The 16,287-nt window shown below is 47.8% G+C and carries 16 protein-coding genes; all 16 read right to left on the minus strand.

The window, feature by feature from the left end; genetic code table 11:
- Positions 1–3 precede the first annotated feature (3 nt).
- The gene (locus tag AC4E8B_RS14890) at positions 4–2,418 is read right to left on the minus strand and encodes a heavy metal translocating P-type ATPase (protein WP_490214149.1); all 2,415 of its coding nucleotides are present in this window, start codon (positions 2,416–2,418) and stop codon (positions 4–6) included.
- An 85-nt stretch (positions 2,419–2,503) separates the two neighbouring features.
- Complete coding sequence (copZ, locus tag AC4E8B_RS14895) at positions 2,504–2,710, minus strand: copper chaperone CopZ (protein WP_490214150.1); 207 nt, start codon at positions 2,708–2,710, stop codon at positions 2,504–2,506.
- A 14-nt stretch (positions 2,711–2,724) separates the two neighbouring features.
- Positions 2,725–3,069 (minus strand): metal-sensitive transcriptional regulator, encoded by a 345-nt coding sequence (locus AC4E8B_RS14900; RefSeq protein WP_490214151.1) that lies wholly within the window; start codon positions 3,067–3,069, stop codon positions 2,725–2,727.
- 105 nt (positions 3,070–3,174) lie between these two features.
- Positions 3,175–4,200, minus strand: a complete 1,026-nt coding sequence (locus AC4E8B_RS14905; protein WP_490214152.1) for an ATP-grasp domain-containing protein — start codon at positions 4,198–4,200, stop codon at positions 3,175–3,177.
- A 136-nt stretch (positions 4,201–4,336) separates the two neighbouring features.
- A complete protein-coding gene (locus AC4E8B_RS14910; RefSeq protein WP_490214153.1) occupies positions 4,337–5,248 on the minus strand; it encodes an AEC family transporter in 912 nt (303 codons plus the stop codon).
- A gap of 207 nt (positions 5,249–5,455) precedes the next feature.
- Positions 5,456–5,752, minus strand: coding sequence for an iron-sulfur cluster assembly accessory protein (locus tag AC4E8B_RS14915; protein WP_490219702.1), 297 nt, complete (start codon positions 5,750–5,752; stop codon positions 5,456–5,458).
- Between the two features lie 23 nt (positions 5,753–5,775).
- The gene (locus AC4E8B_RS14920; protein WP_490214154.1) at positions 5,776–6,897 is read right to left on the minus strand and encodes an NADH-dependent flavin oxidoreductase; all 1,122 of its coding nucleotides are present in this window, start codon (positions 6,895–6,897) and stop codon (positions 5,776–5,778) included.
- A 27-nt stretch (positions 6,898–6,924) separates the two neighbouring features.
- Complete coding sequence (locus tag AC4E8B_RS14925; protein WP_490214155.1) at positions 6,925–7,215, minus strand: putative quinol monooxygenase; 291 nt, start codon at positions 7,213–7,215, stop codon at positions 6,925–6,927.
- 227 nt (positions 7,216–7,442) lie between these two features.
- Positions 7,443–8,456, minus strand: a complete 1,014-nt coding sequence (locus tag AC4E8B_RS14930; protein WP_490214156.1) for a MupG family TIM beta-alpha barrel fold protein — start codon at positions 8,454–8,456, stop codon at positions 7,443–7,445.
- Positions 8,453–9,814, minus strand: a complete 1,362-nt coding sequence (locus AC4E8B_RS14935) for a PTS transporter subunit EIIC (RefSeq protein ID WP_490214157.1) — start codon at positions 9,812–9,814, stop codon at positions 8,453–8,455. Before AC4E8B_RS14935 ends, AC4E8B_RS14930 begins: the two co-directional genes overlap by 4 nt.
- Before the next feature lie 217 nt (positions 9,815–10,031).
- Complete coding sequence (gene murQ, locus AC4E8B_RS14940) at positions 10,032–10,940, minus strand: N-acetylmuramic acid 6-phosphate etherase (RefSeq protein WP_490214158.1); 909 nt, start codon at positions 10,938–10,940, stop codon at positions 10,032–10,034.
- Positions 10,941–11,288: 348 nt separating this feature from the next.
- Entirely contained in the window at positions 11,289–12,044 is a 756-nt protein-coding gene (locus tag AC4E8B_RS14945) for a sulfite exporter TauE/SafE family protein (RefSeq protein WP_490214159.1), read from the minus strand.
- Between the two features lie 140 nt (positions 12,045–12,184).
- The gene (locus AC4E8B_RS14950) at positions 12,185–12,553 is read right to left on the minus strand and encodes a DUF3899 domain-containing protein (RefSeq protein ID WP_490214160.1); all 369 of its coding nucleotides are present in this window, start codon (positions 12,551–12,553) and stop codon (positions 12,185–12,187) included.
- A gap of 72 nt (positions 12,554–12,625) precedes the next feature.
- The gene (locus tag AC4E8B_RS14955; protein ID WP_490214161.1) at positions 12,626–14,245 is read right to left on the minus strand and encodes a peptide ABC transporter substrate-binding protein; all 1,620 of its coding nucleotides are present in this window, start codon (positions 14,243–14,245) and stop codon (positions 12,626–12,628) included.
- A 66-nt stretch (positions 14,246–14,311) separates the two neighbouring features.
- Positions 14,312–15,268: an ABC transporter ATP-binding protein gene (locus AC4E8B_RS14960; RefSeq protein WP_490214162.1), complete on the minus strand. Its 957-nt coding sequence runs from the start codon at positions 15,266–15,268 to the stop codon at positions 14,312–14,314.
- A gap of 1 nt (position 15,269) precedes the next feature.
- Positions 15,270–16,283 carry an ABC transporter ATP-binding protein gene (locus AC4E8B_RS14965; RefSeq protein WP_490214163.1) on the minus strand — a complete coding sequence of 338 codons (1,014 nt, stop codon included), beginning with the start codon at positions 16,281–16,283 and terminating at the stop codon, positions 15,270–15,272.
- Positions 16,284–16,287: the final 4 nt, after the last annotated feature.

Raw genomic sequence — 16,287 nt, forward strand, 5'->3', positions numbered from 1 at the left:
CCCCTATAATTTAACCCGCTGCAGTCTCAGTGCATTCAGGACTACTGAAACCGAACTGAATGCCATTGCAGCCCCCGCCAGCCATGGTGCAAGCAGACCGAGCGCCGCAAAAGGGATGCCGAGCGTATTATACCCAAAAGCCCAGAAGAGGTTTTGCCGGATGTTTGAGATTGTTTTCCTGCTCATGTAAATGGCATCGGAAATGCTTCTTAAGTCGCCGCGGATCAGGGTGATATCTGCTGCCTCCATCGCCACATCAGTGCCTGTTCCGATAGCCATTCCGATGTCAGCAACAGCCAGTGCAGGCGCATCATTGATTCCGTCTCCTACCATGGCGACGATTTTCCCTTGCTCCTGAAGCTTCTTCACTTCTTCTGCCTTTCCTTCAGGGAGCACTTCGGAAATGACAGCATCAACTCCGGCTTCCCTGCCGATCGCCTCAGCTGTAGCTTTATTGTCGCCGGTCATCATTATTACTTCGAGACCCATTTCCTTAAGGCGTGCCACCGCCTCGGCAGATGTATCTTTAATCGTGTCTGCAACCGCGATAATACCGGCAAACCTTCCGTCAATGGCTGCCAGCATGGCAGTTTTGCCCTGGCTCTCAAGCGTTTCAAGATCTCCGTCAGCAGAGCTGAAATCAACAGAATTCCCGCTGAGCAGCCTTCTGGTTCCTATCAGGAGCTTCTTTCCATCCACAACAGCCTTAATGCCATATCCCGGAATTGCCTCAAATTCTTCCGCTTCTTTCATTATTATATTGCGCGCTTTGATTCCAGCGGTTATAGCCTCGGCAAGAGGATGCTCAGACTGCTTTTCTGCCGCACCTGCCATTGCCAGGAACTCCGTCTCATCCATTTCGGTCAGTACATCTGTCAATACCGGCTTCCCGTTGGTGATTGTGCCTGTCTTATCAAGGACAACCGTCTTAATGCGGTGTGTTCGTTCAAGATGCTCCCCGCCCTTAAAAAGGATGCCATATTCTGCAGCCCGCCCGGAGCCGGCCATGATGGAGGTCGGTGTCGCCAGACCCAATGCACAGGGACATGCTATCACAAGGACAGCAATCAATTTTTCAAGAGCTTCTGCAAAATTGCCCGGTTCTGCCCACAGATACCATATGAGGAATACAATCACCGCTATTCCAACAACAACCGGGACAAAAATGCCGGAAATCTTGTCAGCCAGGCGCTGGATCGGCGCCTTTGAACCTTGGGCATCCTCAACAACCTTGATGATTTGGGCTAGGGCCGTGTCTTTCCCTACTTTGGCTGCTTCGACTTTTATAAAACCGTTTTTGTTGATCGTCGCCCCGATGACAGAATCGCCTGACTCCTTATCTGCGGGCACGCTTTCTCCTGTTATCATGCTTTCATCAACGGCGGTCCTGCCTTCAAGGATCACACCGTCAGCAGGGATTTTTTCTCCTGGCTTCACGGCAAGGATATCACCTGGCAGGACGCTTTCCAGGGGGATTTCTGTTTCCTCGCCATTCTTGATGACGCGTGCCGTTTTAGCCTGCAGATTCATCAGCTTTTTGATGGCCTCAGAAGACCGCCCTTTTGCTTTAGCTTCAAACAGTTTACCTAAGATAATCAGCGTTATCAGGACTGCGCTGGTCTCAAAATAAAGATTTACTGAGTGGCCTAATGAACCTATCGATCTTATTGATAGATATAAGCTGTAGAAAAAGGCAGCAGAGGTGCCCAGGGCAACCAGTACATCCATATTGGCGCTGCCGTTTCTTAGTGCTTTATAAGCGCCCGTATAAAACTGCCGGCCGATGATAAACTGGACCGGCGCAGCAAGGGCCAGCTGCACCCACGGATTCATGAACATCTCGGGCACATACAGAAAGCTTGTAAAGCTGAAATGTCCGGCCATCGCCCATAATAATGGCAATGATAAAATGAGGGCAAAAATGAATTTGCCTTTCTGCCTCTCAATCTCCCTTTCACGGTGGTCCTGCTCTGCCCCTGTTCCTTCCTCCGCTTTCAGGGCTGCTCCGTAGCCAAGCTTTTCAACTCTTTTAATAAGGTCGGCTGGCGACACCGCAGCAGGATTATAGACCACATCTGCCCTTTCCAGCGCCAGGTTGACGTTCGCTCCGCTAATTCCGTCCATTTTGTTAAGGCCTTTTTCAATACGTGCGGAGCAGGCTGCACAGGTCATCCCGGTAATGGTGAGCTCTGCCTTTTCGGTCACAACATGATAGCCCAGGTTTTCTACCTTTTGAAAAATATCTTCCTGCTTCACTTTTTCAGGATCAAATTGAACAGCCGCTTTTTCAAGAGCCAGGTTGACTGAAGCATTTTCCACGCCTTCAACTCTTTTGAGTCCTTTTTCTATTCTTACGGCACAGGCTGAACAGGTCATCCCGCTGATTTCAAACTGAGTTTCTTTTGCTTGCTCACTCATCGTCCACATCTCCTTATACCTATACGGGGTATATTTTGATGAAAAAGAGAACGTGCCTGAGCACGGTCCCGCCGGCTATCTGCTGTTAGACAACATCATAGCCCTGTTCATCGATTGTTTCTTTAATTTCGCCTGAATTTACTTTGGATGAATCATATTCGACATTGACTTTGCCATTTTCGAGGTCTACCTTTACAGCAGATACGCCTTCAAGCTTCCCTACACTGCCTTCCACGGCTTTTACGCAATGGCCGCAGCTCATGCCTTTTACTTCTAATGTGATTGTTTCCATTCTGAATTCCTCCTTTATTTCTTCATTAGTCTTTGCACTGTTACCAGCAGCTCGTCAACCACTTCAAGGTCGTTCTCCTGGATCCTCTCTACTACACAGCTCTTCAGATGCCCCTCGAGCAGGATTTTGGCGACACTGTTCAAAGCAGACTGAGTGGCTGAAATCTGGGTAATAACATCATCACAATACGTATCCTTTTCAATCAGGCCTTTGATTCCCCGGATCTGGCCTTCAATCCGGTTGAGCCTGGTGACAAGGTTTTTCTTTGTCGCTTCTGAGTGATGGCTCTTCCGCCCGCTCACATGATCGCAGCTTTCACCCTCAGGGACTAACGGCAATTCATTTATTTCCTTTTCCATTAAATTCCCTCCCCTTAATTGTATTGTAGTATACCCTGGTATGGTATGTAAAGTGAAACTGCTCAGTTTTTTAAAAAATAAAAAAGGAGACTTTAGGCTCCTTTTTCAGCTTAAAATAACCTCTTTTTCAAGATAACTTGCCCTTATCCCAAAATTCGGGGGAGCAGGATCAATCTTTTCATTCAAGAGGATTTTGATGGCAAGATAAGGGAAATTGATGCCGGACAGGCAGCTGATATGAAGCCCCCCGCTCATTCTTGGATTGATTTCCAGAAGCTTTGGCACACCCTGCCCATATTTGACTTGTACATTGAATACATAAGGGACCGGATATTCACGGTGGAGGTTTTCGGCTATTCCGCTGAGCAGGAGGTTTTCCTCAAGCTCCCTCACCCGTCCTTGGCCCTTTTTCCTCGGGATGCTGGTGTAAAGCTTTTCCCCGTCAGCCAGGCAATCGATGCTGTACTCAGGGCCGTCCAGATATTCCAGGACCATCAGGTCAGGAAATCTTTCCTGCTGCGAAAAAATTTTACAGGCATTGTCATAGGAAATACGGTGGCCGATCCCTTGCCCGAACAGCTCCTCTATTGAATCTTCGCGATCCTTTACAACCCTGAACCCATATGCCCCTTCTCCAATAACAGGCTTGAAGCAGACTTTATGGCCTGCAGCACGAAGCTTGTGATAAGCTTCCTTGAAGCCTGCCGCTGTATTGACCACTTCGTAATCAGGTATGCTTACCAGCTGCTTTCCAGCAGAATTCTTTTCCTCAATTGACCGGTAGATCGCCGCCTTGTTGTCCATGAACGACATCAGCATCGGATCCGGGCAGACAAGCACCTTGGTCCCTATTGCTTCAAAGCGGGCAAGATTCCGTGAAATCAGGACATTTTCCTTGCGAGGAATAAAAATTTCAATCTCGTTCCGGGCACAAAAGTCCAGGCAAAACAAAATGTATTCTTCACCTGCTATATCCGGCTCTGTCGCTTTAAAGTCGCAGACCTGCAAATAGAGTGCGTCCTTATCCGGATGCGTCCCATATATGGTGAAGCTCCTATTATCAGGATTATTCTTAATCATTGTGATATAATGGCTCACTGTCGTAAACCAGCGGTTAAACCAAATCTTCATACTAGCTCTCAATCCCCTGTCAGTAAGATATGAACTCCTGAGAACCCCTTTGCCATAACAGGCTGAAAAAAAGGAATACTCTGATAGATCTATTATCTCATATTTTCGACAGAGGTAAACAGATTCTGCTAATCTTCTACTGCATGAAAGTCACACTGTACAGAATGATCGGCAGGGTGATGAGGCTCAGGCAAGTGCTGGCAAGCGTCGCACTTGAAACCAGCTCAGGATCTGTGCCATATTGAACGGCATACATGGTCGTATTTGCTGCAGAAGGCATGGCCGCCATGACAATCATAATCTGCTTCAGCAGAGTATCCGCAGGCAGGATAAATGTAAGAGCCAGCGCGATCAAAGGCGATACAACCATTCTCAAGATAAGGGAAACAGAGAGCGGGCCTATTTCCAGGTTTTTCACTGAAATATTGGCGAGCGTGATCCCAAGGATGATCATGACTGTTGGTATGGCCGCATCTCCTACCATCCGGACTGCTTCCATCAGAGTTCCGCTGACAGGAATGTTCATAAACTGCAATGCTGCTCCGAGCAATGCGCCGTAAACAATCGGCACTCTCACGACCTCTTTCAGGGCCGTTTTGAAGCTGGCATTTTCAATGGACCCTTTAGCTGCATAGTATACCCCCAGGGTGCACATCAGCAGCTGCTGGATGACCATAAGGACTACAGCATATTTAATTCCTTCCTGTCCAAATGCAAACAGGACGAGCGGAGTCCCGTAATTGCCATTATTCATAAAGGCAGTAGATAGAATGATGCCGCAGGTTCTCTTCCTGCTGTACCCCGCAAAATAAGATACAGCATAAACGATCGCAATAATTGCTAAAGCGAGCCCTAATGTATAAATGGCCATGACCGCATAATCGAGATTGAATTCTGTTTCATAAAAAGTCCTGAAGGCAAGAAAGGGAGTCATCAAATATATAGCAACAATAGACAGCGACTTTGTTTCCAGCCTGAAGATTTTCTGCCCGGCATAGCCTAGGCCGAAGATTAGAAAAATTGGGATTAAGATTGTTATAAAGGACATATCATCAGCTTCCGTTCAAGATATTTCGGGTTTCGTAAAAACCAGTTTCTATTATACAAGAATCTTCTCTTCTCTGCTCAGGAAAAGCACTAAAGTTTAAATGATAACAGTGAACACTGGTAAGAAAGCTGCTGATTTCTCCGGTAATACAAGGATATAGCATGAGAAAAAGCATGATCCTGCAGCAGCAGCGACCATGCTTTTTCTTTAATGATGATGGTTTTCTTTTAAAGGATTGTAGATAACAAATTCCTCTTTTGGAACAAAGAAGTATTGAATCCATACGCCATCCAGGAAATCTTCCCGTGAGTCTAGCAGGATGTCAATATCCTTGTCGGTAGACACAACTTCATCATGCTCTGAAGGGGTGTCTAGCCTGATGTCATAATGGGCGTGGTTTCCGTGATGCTCTGTCACGAACACGCGGATATGCTGGCCTTCTTCAGCTGTCTGCAGCATCTTATTCAATACTTTGGCCGCATTGCGGTTGATTTTGACTTTCATCATATCTGCTCCTTTTTACAGTGTTAAACGCCAGGGAACCAGCCAGGGGTGTTGACTATGGCCTTCCAGAGCGGATCTGGGACCGTCAGTTCCTGCTGGGCATCTTTATCAATTTTGGTTTTGATTTCGTCTTCCCTGCCTTCTTCGACTTTTTGCACCCACTCAGGATCAATGATCAGTTCGCGTCCAAGGGCAATGAGAGGGACGCCGGTTTTAAACGCTTTTTCCACCTGCTCCGGAGTGTAAAGAGAACCAACGCCGATGACAGGCACCAGGCTGCCGACTCTTTCCTGGATGATTTCGATCCGGGACCTTGTGTCCTCGACTCCGCGGCGCGGCTCAGACCAGAAGTCCTGGAGTGAAACGTGGAGATAATCGAGATCTTTTTTTGCCAGCTCATCGATCAGGACAAGAGTATCCCCCATTGTGATACCCGGTGTTTCCGGTTCTTCAGGAGAAAATCTGTAGCCTACAGCAAACGGCTTTTTAGCATGTGCCGCAGCCGTCTTCTTGACTTCATCAACAACAGCGAGCGGGAATGTGAGCCTTTTTTCAAGGCTGCCTCCCCATTGATCTTCCCTGCGGTTTGAGTGAGGAGAAAAGAATTGCTGCAGAAGGTATCCATTAGCTCCATGGATTTCCACACCGTCATACCCTGCTTCAATTGCACGTCTTGTCGCTTCACCAAAATCTTTAATAATGTTTTCAACTTCCTCGCCGCTGAGCGCCCGCGGCTCCTTTTTTCCTTCACCGGAGCCTGCAACTGCACTGGCACTGACAATGTCTCCATCCGGGACGAGCTCAGGAGGGCATTCCCTTCCGCCGTGGAAAATCTGCAGGATCGCTTTGGCGCCGCCTGCCTGAATTTCTCCGGCAAGGCGCTTCAAGCTTGGGATGTACTCATCCCTATGGCCTGCAAACTCCCCAGGGAAGCCTTTTCCATTCTCAGTCACATATGTACAGGCCGTAATCACCATCCCGGGCCCTTTTGAACGGCGGGCATAGTATGCAGCCTCAGCATCAGAAACAGTATCATCTTCATTTGAAGAGAAATTTGTCATGGGTGCCATTACCAGTCTGTTTTTAACTTCAATTCCACTTTTAAAAGTAAATGACTCAAAAAAATGTTTGTATTGTTCTTTCATAAACCAGTTGTCCTCCCTTGGTGTGTTTTAAAGTTCTTCCGCTTCAAAGCGTTCTGCCTTAAGCGGAGCTGCCAATACTTCTTTCATTTCCTGCATATAGTTCTGGAAGTGGGCAGTTTCCCCGTGCAGCCTTACAGCTTCCTTGTCTTTCCATTTCTCAAGCATCACAAATGAATTTTCATTACCGGCACTCTCAAAAAGATCATAGCTGATATTTCCTTCCTCAGCCTGTGACCCTTTGATTACCTCTTTCGTTTTCTCCAGGAAAACTTCACGCTTTGCCGGATCCACCGTTATATGGGCATGGATAATAATCATGGACCGTTCCTCCTTCTTTTAGCACAGATAATAGTATTGGTAAAAAAACAATGAAATATCTCCCCGGCCTCTAAACTGTAACAAAAAAAATTACATTAGGGGTGCAAGGGAGGATTAAAGATATCATAGTCTACCAGAAAGTATATTACAATTGAAATGCTTGCACGGATAGCTGAAAAACTTTTTCAGCAAAAAAGCACACCCGTTTTAAAAGGGTGTGCTTTGCTTTAAATATGGATGATGCGGATTTTTTGGCCGGGCTTTATGAATGAAAGAAGCGGCAGGTCATCTTCCTTTATCCTGCCCGCTATGTTCACTCTTTCATCTGCAGGGAGGTCGGACAGTGTTATTTGCACTTCACCTTTATAACGGCCGTAATGCTCATTATCCACTGTAATCGTTCCTGCATTCCGCTTCCCGCAGTTCCCTGGAGGCACCGGATCAGCTGTCCGGGTATTCATGAATCTGACAGCATCCCTTGCCTGATCAGGACGTGTTGCGTAAGTTCCTTCAGGTATTGTACAGTTCTCCGCTCTCACCGGCATGACAAAGTCATTTTCGTAAGCTAAGAGATCCTCAAGCAGCCCTGCACCAATATCCGGATCACCGATATAAATATCATCAATTCCCGCAGCCTTCAACTCCACATAAGCAGCCAAGGGTTCAGCATGTCGGTGCTTCTCAAGCGTCGGCAGGCCTTCAAAAAGCGGCCCCCTTTTTTCACCCCGGGATGGAATATACGCAGCAAGCGGAATTCCCAGGCTTGTAAATAGCCTGTTCTGATCATGGAAAAAAGATTCAGCCAGCCCGGTTTCCCGTCTCGGGTAAAAATTATGCCACCCGATCAGCTGGTCCGGCATTAGCCCGAGGCTGAGGAGGTTTTGAAGATCTTTTTCGAAAAGAATGCTGGAGTTGACAGCTATTTTGAATTCCTTTGCAAGGGAGATAATCAGATGATGGTCGAAAAAGTCATCCAGCCTAAGGCCGGCTACCCCAAGGTCTTTTAAGGCAAAAAGGTCTGCCACTCCCAGATGGGCGGGTGTGTGCATGGAAACATCGGCATAGACATCAATGCCGCTTTCCTTTGCAGCAGAAAGCAGCCTCTTGGCTGCTGCGGCCAGCTCCCCTTTTTCTTCAGGGATATGAAGCGAGGTGAAGCCCCGCTTCACCCCCTTGCTTCCTGCATCCCTGATCCGCTCTTCAGCAGAAGGATCGTTCAGATAGAAGGAAATACCGATCAATCAAACTCACCAGCCATTTCATCTTTAAAGCCGAACAGATACGTAAAGGCAAATCCTGCTGCATAGGCAATGACAAGTCCTACAAGGTAAAGAAGGATTTCGCCCGCGTTAACAATGAAGGCAAGAGGCAGGCCGGATACACCGATTGCCACTGTGGCAATGTCAAAATGCGCCTGGAAAGCGCCCCCTACACCTGCGCCAAGGCATGCCGTAATGAATGGCCTGCCAAGAGGCAGCGTTACACCAAAGATCAGCGGTTCGCCGATACCAAGCATACCGGAAGGCAGAGCACCGCCAATTGCCCTTTTGAGGCGCTTCTTCTTGGTTTTGAAATAGATGGCAAATGCTGCACCAACCTGGCCGGCGCCGCCCATCGCAAGGATTGGCAATAATGGATCATCGCCGATTGAATTGATCAGTTCCAGGTGGACAGGAGTAAGACCCTGGTGAAGCCCGGTGACTACAAGCGGGAGGAAGGTTGCTCCAAGGACAAATCCGGCAACGACACCGCCGATATCGAGAACAGAAAGCAACCCTTTCGTAATTCCTTCAGAAATAAAGCCGCCAACAGGCATGAAGACTACATAAGTTACAATTCCGGTAATCAGCAGAGAAACCGTTGGCGTAATGATGATATCCAATGACTGAGGAACAAATTTTCTGACCCGTTTTTCTACCAGTGCAATGAAGATGGCAGCAAGGAGTACGCCGATCAAGCCGCCGCGGCCCGGTACAAGTGCTTCACCGAACAAAGTGATGCCGGCGACAGCTGGATTGATAATTAATATTCCCGCTAGTCCGCCGAGTGCAGGTGACCCGCCAAACTCCTTGGCGGCATTGATACCAACCAGAATGCCCAGGTAAGCAAACAGCCCTGAGCCGATCACAGTCAGAATCATGGCAAGCTGTGATTCACCGTCAAGCCATCCTGCCTGGATTACAGCTTTCGAAATACCCGTGATCAGACCGGAAGCAACAAGTGCCGGAATGAGCGGGATAAAGATGCTCGCAATCTTACGAAGGAACAGTTTGAAAGGAGTTGCGTTTTTCTTATTGATTTCGGACTTTTTGCTTGCTGCCCGATCGTTCAGATTGAGTTCACCCGATGCTTCAAGCAATTTGCCAAACTCTTCTGTAACCTTATTGACCTTGCCTGGCCCCAGAATAATCTGCAGTGTTTCTTCTTCAACCAGTCCCAGGACTCCATCTATTTTTTTCAGTCCTGCTTTGTCTACTAATGAATCATCAAGCGGCGTTACTCTCAAGCGTGTCATGCAATGCGTATAGGATCCGATATTGGAAGCCCCGCCCAGCTTTTCGAGTATCTTTTCAGCAAGAATAGTATTTTCGCCAGCCATTTGAATTCCCCCATTTCTAACATTGATGTCAATGCATAATTTTCAAACAATTGGAATCGTTTACATCAAAGGCATAAAAAAGAGCTTAAGAGAATAATAGGATAAAGTATCAGTCCAAGCCTATATTATGAAAAACCCTGTCAGCTGTTTTTTGATGACCACCCCCACAAAAGGATATAAAGGGCAGGCCCACAAGCGGCGCCTTCCCTTAATATGTTTATCTTCCGGCCTGCTCCACAGCCTTGCGCACATATCCGCCTGCCTGGACAAGAAGCTCCTCAGCTTCCTCTTTGCTTTTTCCTGTCAAGATCATGACAATTGCTGATTTAGCCTGAAGCCCGCTGTCTTCAAGAGCCTTTTTGGCCAGTTCATAATCAGCCCCGGTTATCTTGCTGATGATGCCGATCGCGCGCTCCTTGAGCTTATGATTGCTGACATGGACATCCACCATTAAGTTTTCATAAACCTTGCCGAACAGAATCATGCTGGCAGTTGAAATCATGTTCAGAATCATTTTATGGGCAGTTGCCGCCTTCAGCCTTGTTGAGCCTGTCAGCGCCTCTGGGCCGACAATCACTTCAATGCTGTGGTCAGCTTCTTTGCTGATGATGGCGCCGGTGTTGCAGGAAAGTGCTACCGTCCTTGCTCCGATGCTCCTGGCATATTTAAGCGCTCCTGCCACATAAGGTGTGCGCCCGCTCGCTGCAATGCCGATAACTGTATCATCTTCCGTGAGCCCGATGTCTTTAAGGTCCCGCTCGCCCCACTCAGGCTTATCCTCTGCCCCTTCAACAGCCTTGACAAAAGCATCTTTGCCGCCGGCCATAATTCCCTGGACAGTATCAGGATCTGTACTGAAAGTAGGAGGGCATTCTACCGCATCCAAAACACCGAGCCGTCCGCTGGTCCCAGCCCCGATATAAATGAGCCTGCCGCCCTTTTTCAGGGATTCGAACACAAACCCGACTACTTTCTCTACATCCGGGAGAACCTGTTCGACCGCTAATGCCACCTTCTTGTCTTCCTCATTCATCATCGTAATGATTTCCAAAGGTGAAGCTGTATCAATCGTCATCGTCTGCTCATTACGGGTTTCCGTTGTTAACGAGGTTAAGTTCTCTTTCATTCCTATGGCCCTCCTGTCACTGATGTACTGGTTCTAATTTCATTATAGAGGGTTTGAAATATTAGTTCAATAACATATTTACTTTTATGAAATATAATTTTAACAATCGTGGAGCTGGGGCTTGTTTTTACTATTATATATATGAGGCTGCGGAGTTTGTATTCTTTTTTTAGGTGGACGGAGGTGATGAGTGAAAAATTGTTTTAGCTGGAATTATGCAGTGATACGGAATTAGAGCAGAACAGTTTCTGATGGATCCCTTAAATGTCGGAGTATCTCCATCCTTTGAAGAAATCCATTTTATTACAGCAGAACTGCGAAAGAATGTCATAAAAAAACACCAGGCCGCTACTGCGGAAAGAGCAGCAGCAGCCCGGCGGCGGCCGGCGTCAGAATCATTGAGGCCTTCAATACGTTTTTAGGAGCATAGCCTGTGAATTTGGCACCGATATAAGCGCCTGTCATGGTGCCGAGAAGCACTTGCAGAAGCAGCAGATAGTCAAGATAGCCTTCGGATTGATACCCAAGGCCCCCTCCCGCTGCAATCGGCAGGATGACGAGCATAGTCGTGCCTATCGACTGCCTGATTGTTAGGCCGAGCATGATCAGTAAACCGAGCTGGATGAACGGCGTCGATCCAATCCCGAATGTTCCCGATAATACGCCGGTTATAAGACCAAGAATGATAGCTTTTGCTGCCAGCTGAAAGGACAGCTTGTCCCTTCCTGCTTCCTGGTCAGTGAGATTCCTGGTTATGTACAATCTGACCATGAGCAGGATGGAGGACAGAAACAGCATGCCTGCGGTCAGCCAGTGGAGCGATTCTGTCGGGATTCCGGCAGCAAGCTGCGATCCCCCATATGCACCAAATGCGCCGGCAATCCCTGTCATGAGCCCTGCCTTAACCGCCATATTTCCTTCTCTGTAATGGCTGTATGCTCCAGACAAGCTTGTGAAGATCATGGCCGTCAGGGAAGTCCCTAAAGCGATATGGATCGGCACATCAAAGACCAGCGTGAGGATGGCAATGATAAAGCCTGCGCCTCCTGCCCCGATAAACCCCAGCAGCATGCCCATCAGCAGCATTGTAAATGTTATGGCCATAGCATTTCTTCCTTCCTTTTTTCCATCCTTTACTATAGTACAGCTTTTTAGGATCAAAATCGAATAGGATAGAAAAAGAGGCCTCCTTCAAGGAGAGCCTCCTTCTTATCATGGCTGTATTAGCCCATCATCAGAGCTTCCTAATAAAAGCACAATCCGACAAGCGATACGGTCATCGAGCTCAGTCCAGCAACCAGAAAGGCATAAAGCAGTGCAGAAGTGGCGCCGGCCTTGAATTCCTGCCACTTATAATCGCTGCTGACCATGCTTTCAGTCCGTTCCATAGCATTGGAACGGGGAAACATGCTGGTCCCGATCGTGCGGAAACCTTGGAAAAACAATGACAGGAAACCTGTTTTGAGAATAGTGATGATGACGGCTGCGGACAGACCAGCGATGCCGGCAATGAACGATAAATTGATCCAGTCCAGCAGAGGCAGGATCCCCGTCACCCGTATACTGACCCAAATGCAGGCTATCAGCAGAAAACCTGTTATCTTCCATTTCATAAGATATCCCCCCAGGCTGTTTCTATCATTATAGCAGGAAAAGGCGGAAGCTGGCAGCCTCCGCCTTCCCTCTTATTCTGAAACTTTCTTTGTCCACTTGAGAGCCGGATAGCGGTTGAATGGATATACGACTCCTTCGAAATCAGGTGAAGTCAGATACGTGTTTGTATAATGGTACACAGGCATGAATGGCATTTCTTCCATCAGGATTTTTTCAGCATCATGCAGAAGCTGATAGCGCTTTGCTTCATCCTGCTCTACTTTCGCCTGGGCAATCAGTGAATCGTATTCTTCGTTTACCCATTGTGTACGGTTGTTTGGGCTGTCTCCAAGATAGTAGTCAAGAATGACAACAGGATCGAGAAGGACGCCGATCCAGCCCATGCGTGCCATTTGGAAGTTATGCTGCTTCGTCGTATCAAGATAAGTTTTCCATTCCTGGTTGGCCAGCTTGATGTTAACGCCAAGATTCTTTTTGACCATTTCCTGTACAGCTTCACCGATTTTCTTGTGGTTCTCGGCTGTATTGTAAAGAAGGGTTACTTCAGGAAGGGTTGTCCAGCCTTCTTCTTTCATTCCTTCTTCAAGAAGCTTTTTCGCTTCTTCTGCGTTTTCCTCGAAATATTCCCCGCCGGCTTCACGGAAATCTCCGTCAGGTGTTTCAACTCCAGGCGGCACGAAAGCATAGGCAGGTGTTTCGCCTGCTTTTGTAATATTCTCAGAAATGGCTTCACGGTTGATGGCCATGGCAAATGCACGGCGTACTTTAGCATTGTTGAATGGCTCTTTTTCTACGTTGAACATATACATATATGTTCCGAAATAAGGGACTTCCTGATAGTCCTCGTTTTCTTTTTCCTGGGCAAGGGCATCTGTCGGCAATGTCTGGATCAGATCAAGTTCACCCGTTTTGTACATCTGGTAGTAGGTGGTTGCATCATTGACCATTTTCCAAGTGATTTTCTCAAGATTTACCGTCTTGTTATCCCAATAGTTTTCGTTCTTTTCTGCGACTGCTTCGCTGTCATGCTTCCAGGAAGTAAATTTGAACGGTCCGTTGCTCACATAGCCGTCTGCATCGGCAGCCCAATTTTTATTTCCTTCGGCCAGGTCCTGCTTGACCGGATAGAATGTCCACATTGTCAGCAATTCATTAAAATATCCCAGCGGCGCATTCAGCTCAACGACAAGCGTTTTGTCGTCCTTTGCTGTGACGCCGACTTCTTCAGCGCTTCCATTTCCTTTGTTGTATTCTTCTGCACCTTTAAGATAGTAAAGATAGAATGCAAAGGAACTTCCTGTTTCAGGATTCAGGACGCGTTTCCAGGCGTACTCGAAATCCCCGGCTGTCACTGGTGACCCGTCTGACCATTTTGCATCATCACGGAGTGTGAAAGTATAAGTTTTTCCATCATCAGATACCTGTACGTCCTTCGCAGTGCCTAAAACCGGCTTTCCGTCCTTATCTTTTGTATAAAGCCCTTCAAAAATATGATCCAGGATCCAGCCGGATGTTGTATCTGTGGCAAGTGCCGGATCCAGATCAGGCGGCTCGCTCATTGCATTCAGCACGATTTCCTGCTTTACATCTTCCCCGTTTCCGCTGCCGGAAGCTCCTTCATCTCCGCTGCAGCCCGCTAGAGCTGAAGAGACAAAAAGGGCTGCGGCAACTCCTGATAGCCATTTTTTCATCTTCCAAATCCCCTCTCATCTAATATATTTATCTTATCCTCTCTCAAACTTGCAGAGTGGTGAAGATCAATCGTTGTACAAATGGCATGCTGTCCAGTGGCCAGGCCGTGCTTCTTTCCATTCCGGCACTTTCTCGGCACAGATGCTCATCGCATGCGGGCAGCGCGTCCTGAATCTGCATCCGCTCGGCGGGTTCACCGGACTCGGAGGATCTCCTTGAAGTGTGATGCGCTCCCGCTTGGCGGCGGCTGGGTTCGCCACCGGGATTGCCGATAGAAGCGCCTGTGTGTAGGGATGGAGCGGTTCGGCAAAAAGCTCGCTGCTCTCGGCCAGCTCCATCATCTTCCCAAGGTACATGACACCGATCCTGTCGCTTATATGCTTGACCATCCCAAGGTCATGGGCGATGAATAAATATGTCAGTCCCTGCTCTTCTTTCAAATCCTCCAAAAGATTGATCACCTGTGCCTGAATGCTGACATCGAGCGCTGAAATCGGCTCATCGGCAACAATGAATTTCGGGTTGACAGCAAGCGCTCTGGCGATGCCGATGCGCTGACGCTGTCCTCCGCTGAATTCATGCGGATAGCGCTTAGCATGCTCAGGCCTCAGCCCCACTCTTTCAAGAAGGTCATATATCCTTTTCTCGCGTTCTTTTCCCCTGGCCAGTTTATGGGCATCCATGCCTTCTGCGATAATATCGCCGACCCTCATCCTGGGATTAAGAGAAGCATGGGGATCCTGGAAAATGATCTGCATCTCCCGGTTGACAGCCTGCATGGTCTTCTTATCAAGTGATTCAACATCTTTGCCGTTATAAATGATTTTCCCCTCTGTCGGCTTCTGGAGACCGACAATCGTTTTGCCGAGCGTCGATTTCCCGCTTCCGCTTTCGCCGACAAGTCCGAAGGTTTCGCCTTTTTTTATAGTGATGGTGATGTCATCGACTGACTTGACGGTCTGATCTTTTTTAATCTTAAAGTATTTTTTCATAGCTTCTATTTCTAAAAGTGTTTCAGCCATTCTATTCCCTCCCTGCTGCAACGAAGTCTTCGGCCTTAGGGGCCCTTGGGTCATTCAGCCAGCATTTTGCCTGATGCCCATTTTCCTCACCAAATGCCGGCGGCATTTCCTGCAGGCAGATTTCCATTGCATATTTGCATCTGGGTGCAAAAGGACATCCCTTTGGAGGTGAAAATAAATCCGGCGGGGAGCCTTCGATCGGCACAAGCCTTTTCTTATCAGGAGAGTCTGTGTCCGGAATCGATTCAAGCAGTCCCCAGGTGTAAGGATGCTTCGGATTTTCGAATATTTCGGCGACAGTCCCGCTCTCGATCATCATCCCGGCATACATGACGATGACACGCTGGGCGGTCTCGGCGACTACACCTAAATCATGGGTGATTAATATAATAGAAGTATTTGTTTTTTTCTGCAGATCCTTCATCAGATCAAGCACCTGCGCCTGAATCGTTACATCAAGTGCAGTGGTCGGCTCATCGGCAATCAAAAGCTCCGGATTGCAGGCAAGTGCAATAGCAATCATCGCGCGCTGCCTCATCCCCCCGCTGAATTCATGCGGATACTGGCTGTACCTCTCTTCAGGGTTTGGGATGCCGACAAGCTTGATCATTTCGACCGCTTTTTTCTTCGCTTCTGTTTTGCCCAGTTTCTGATGGATAAGAAGCCCTTCTTCGATCTGCTTGCCTATTTTCATTGTCGGGTTCAAAGAAGTCATCGGATCCTGGAAGACCATGCTGATCTTCGAGCCTTTGATTTTTTGCATTTCCCTTTTGGAGATCTTCAGCAAATCCTTACCCTGAAAATGGACTTCCCCATTTTTCACTTTACCGGGAGGAGTGGGAATCAGTCCCATGATCGTCTGGACAGTCACGCTTTTTCCGCTTCCGCTTTCCCCGACGATCGCCAGTACCTCGCCTTTATCAATATGAAAGGAAACGTCCCTGACTGCCTTTACCTCTCCTCCGTATGTTTTGAAATTCACTTCGAGGTTTTTTACTTCCAGTAAATGGCCCATCTGT

The sequence above is a fragment of the Bacillus sp. SRL543 genome (assembly GCF_984799205.1).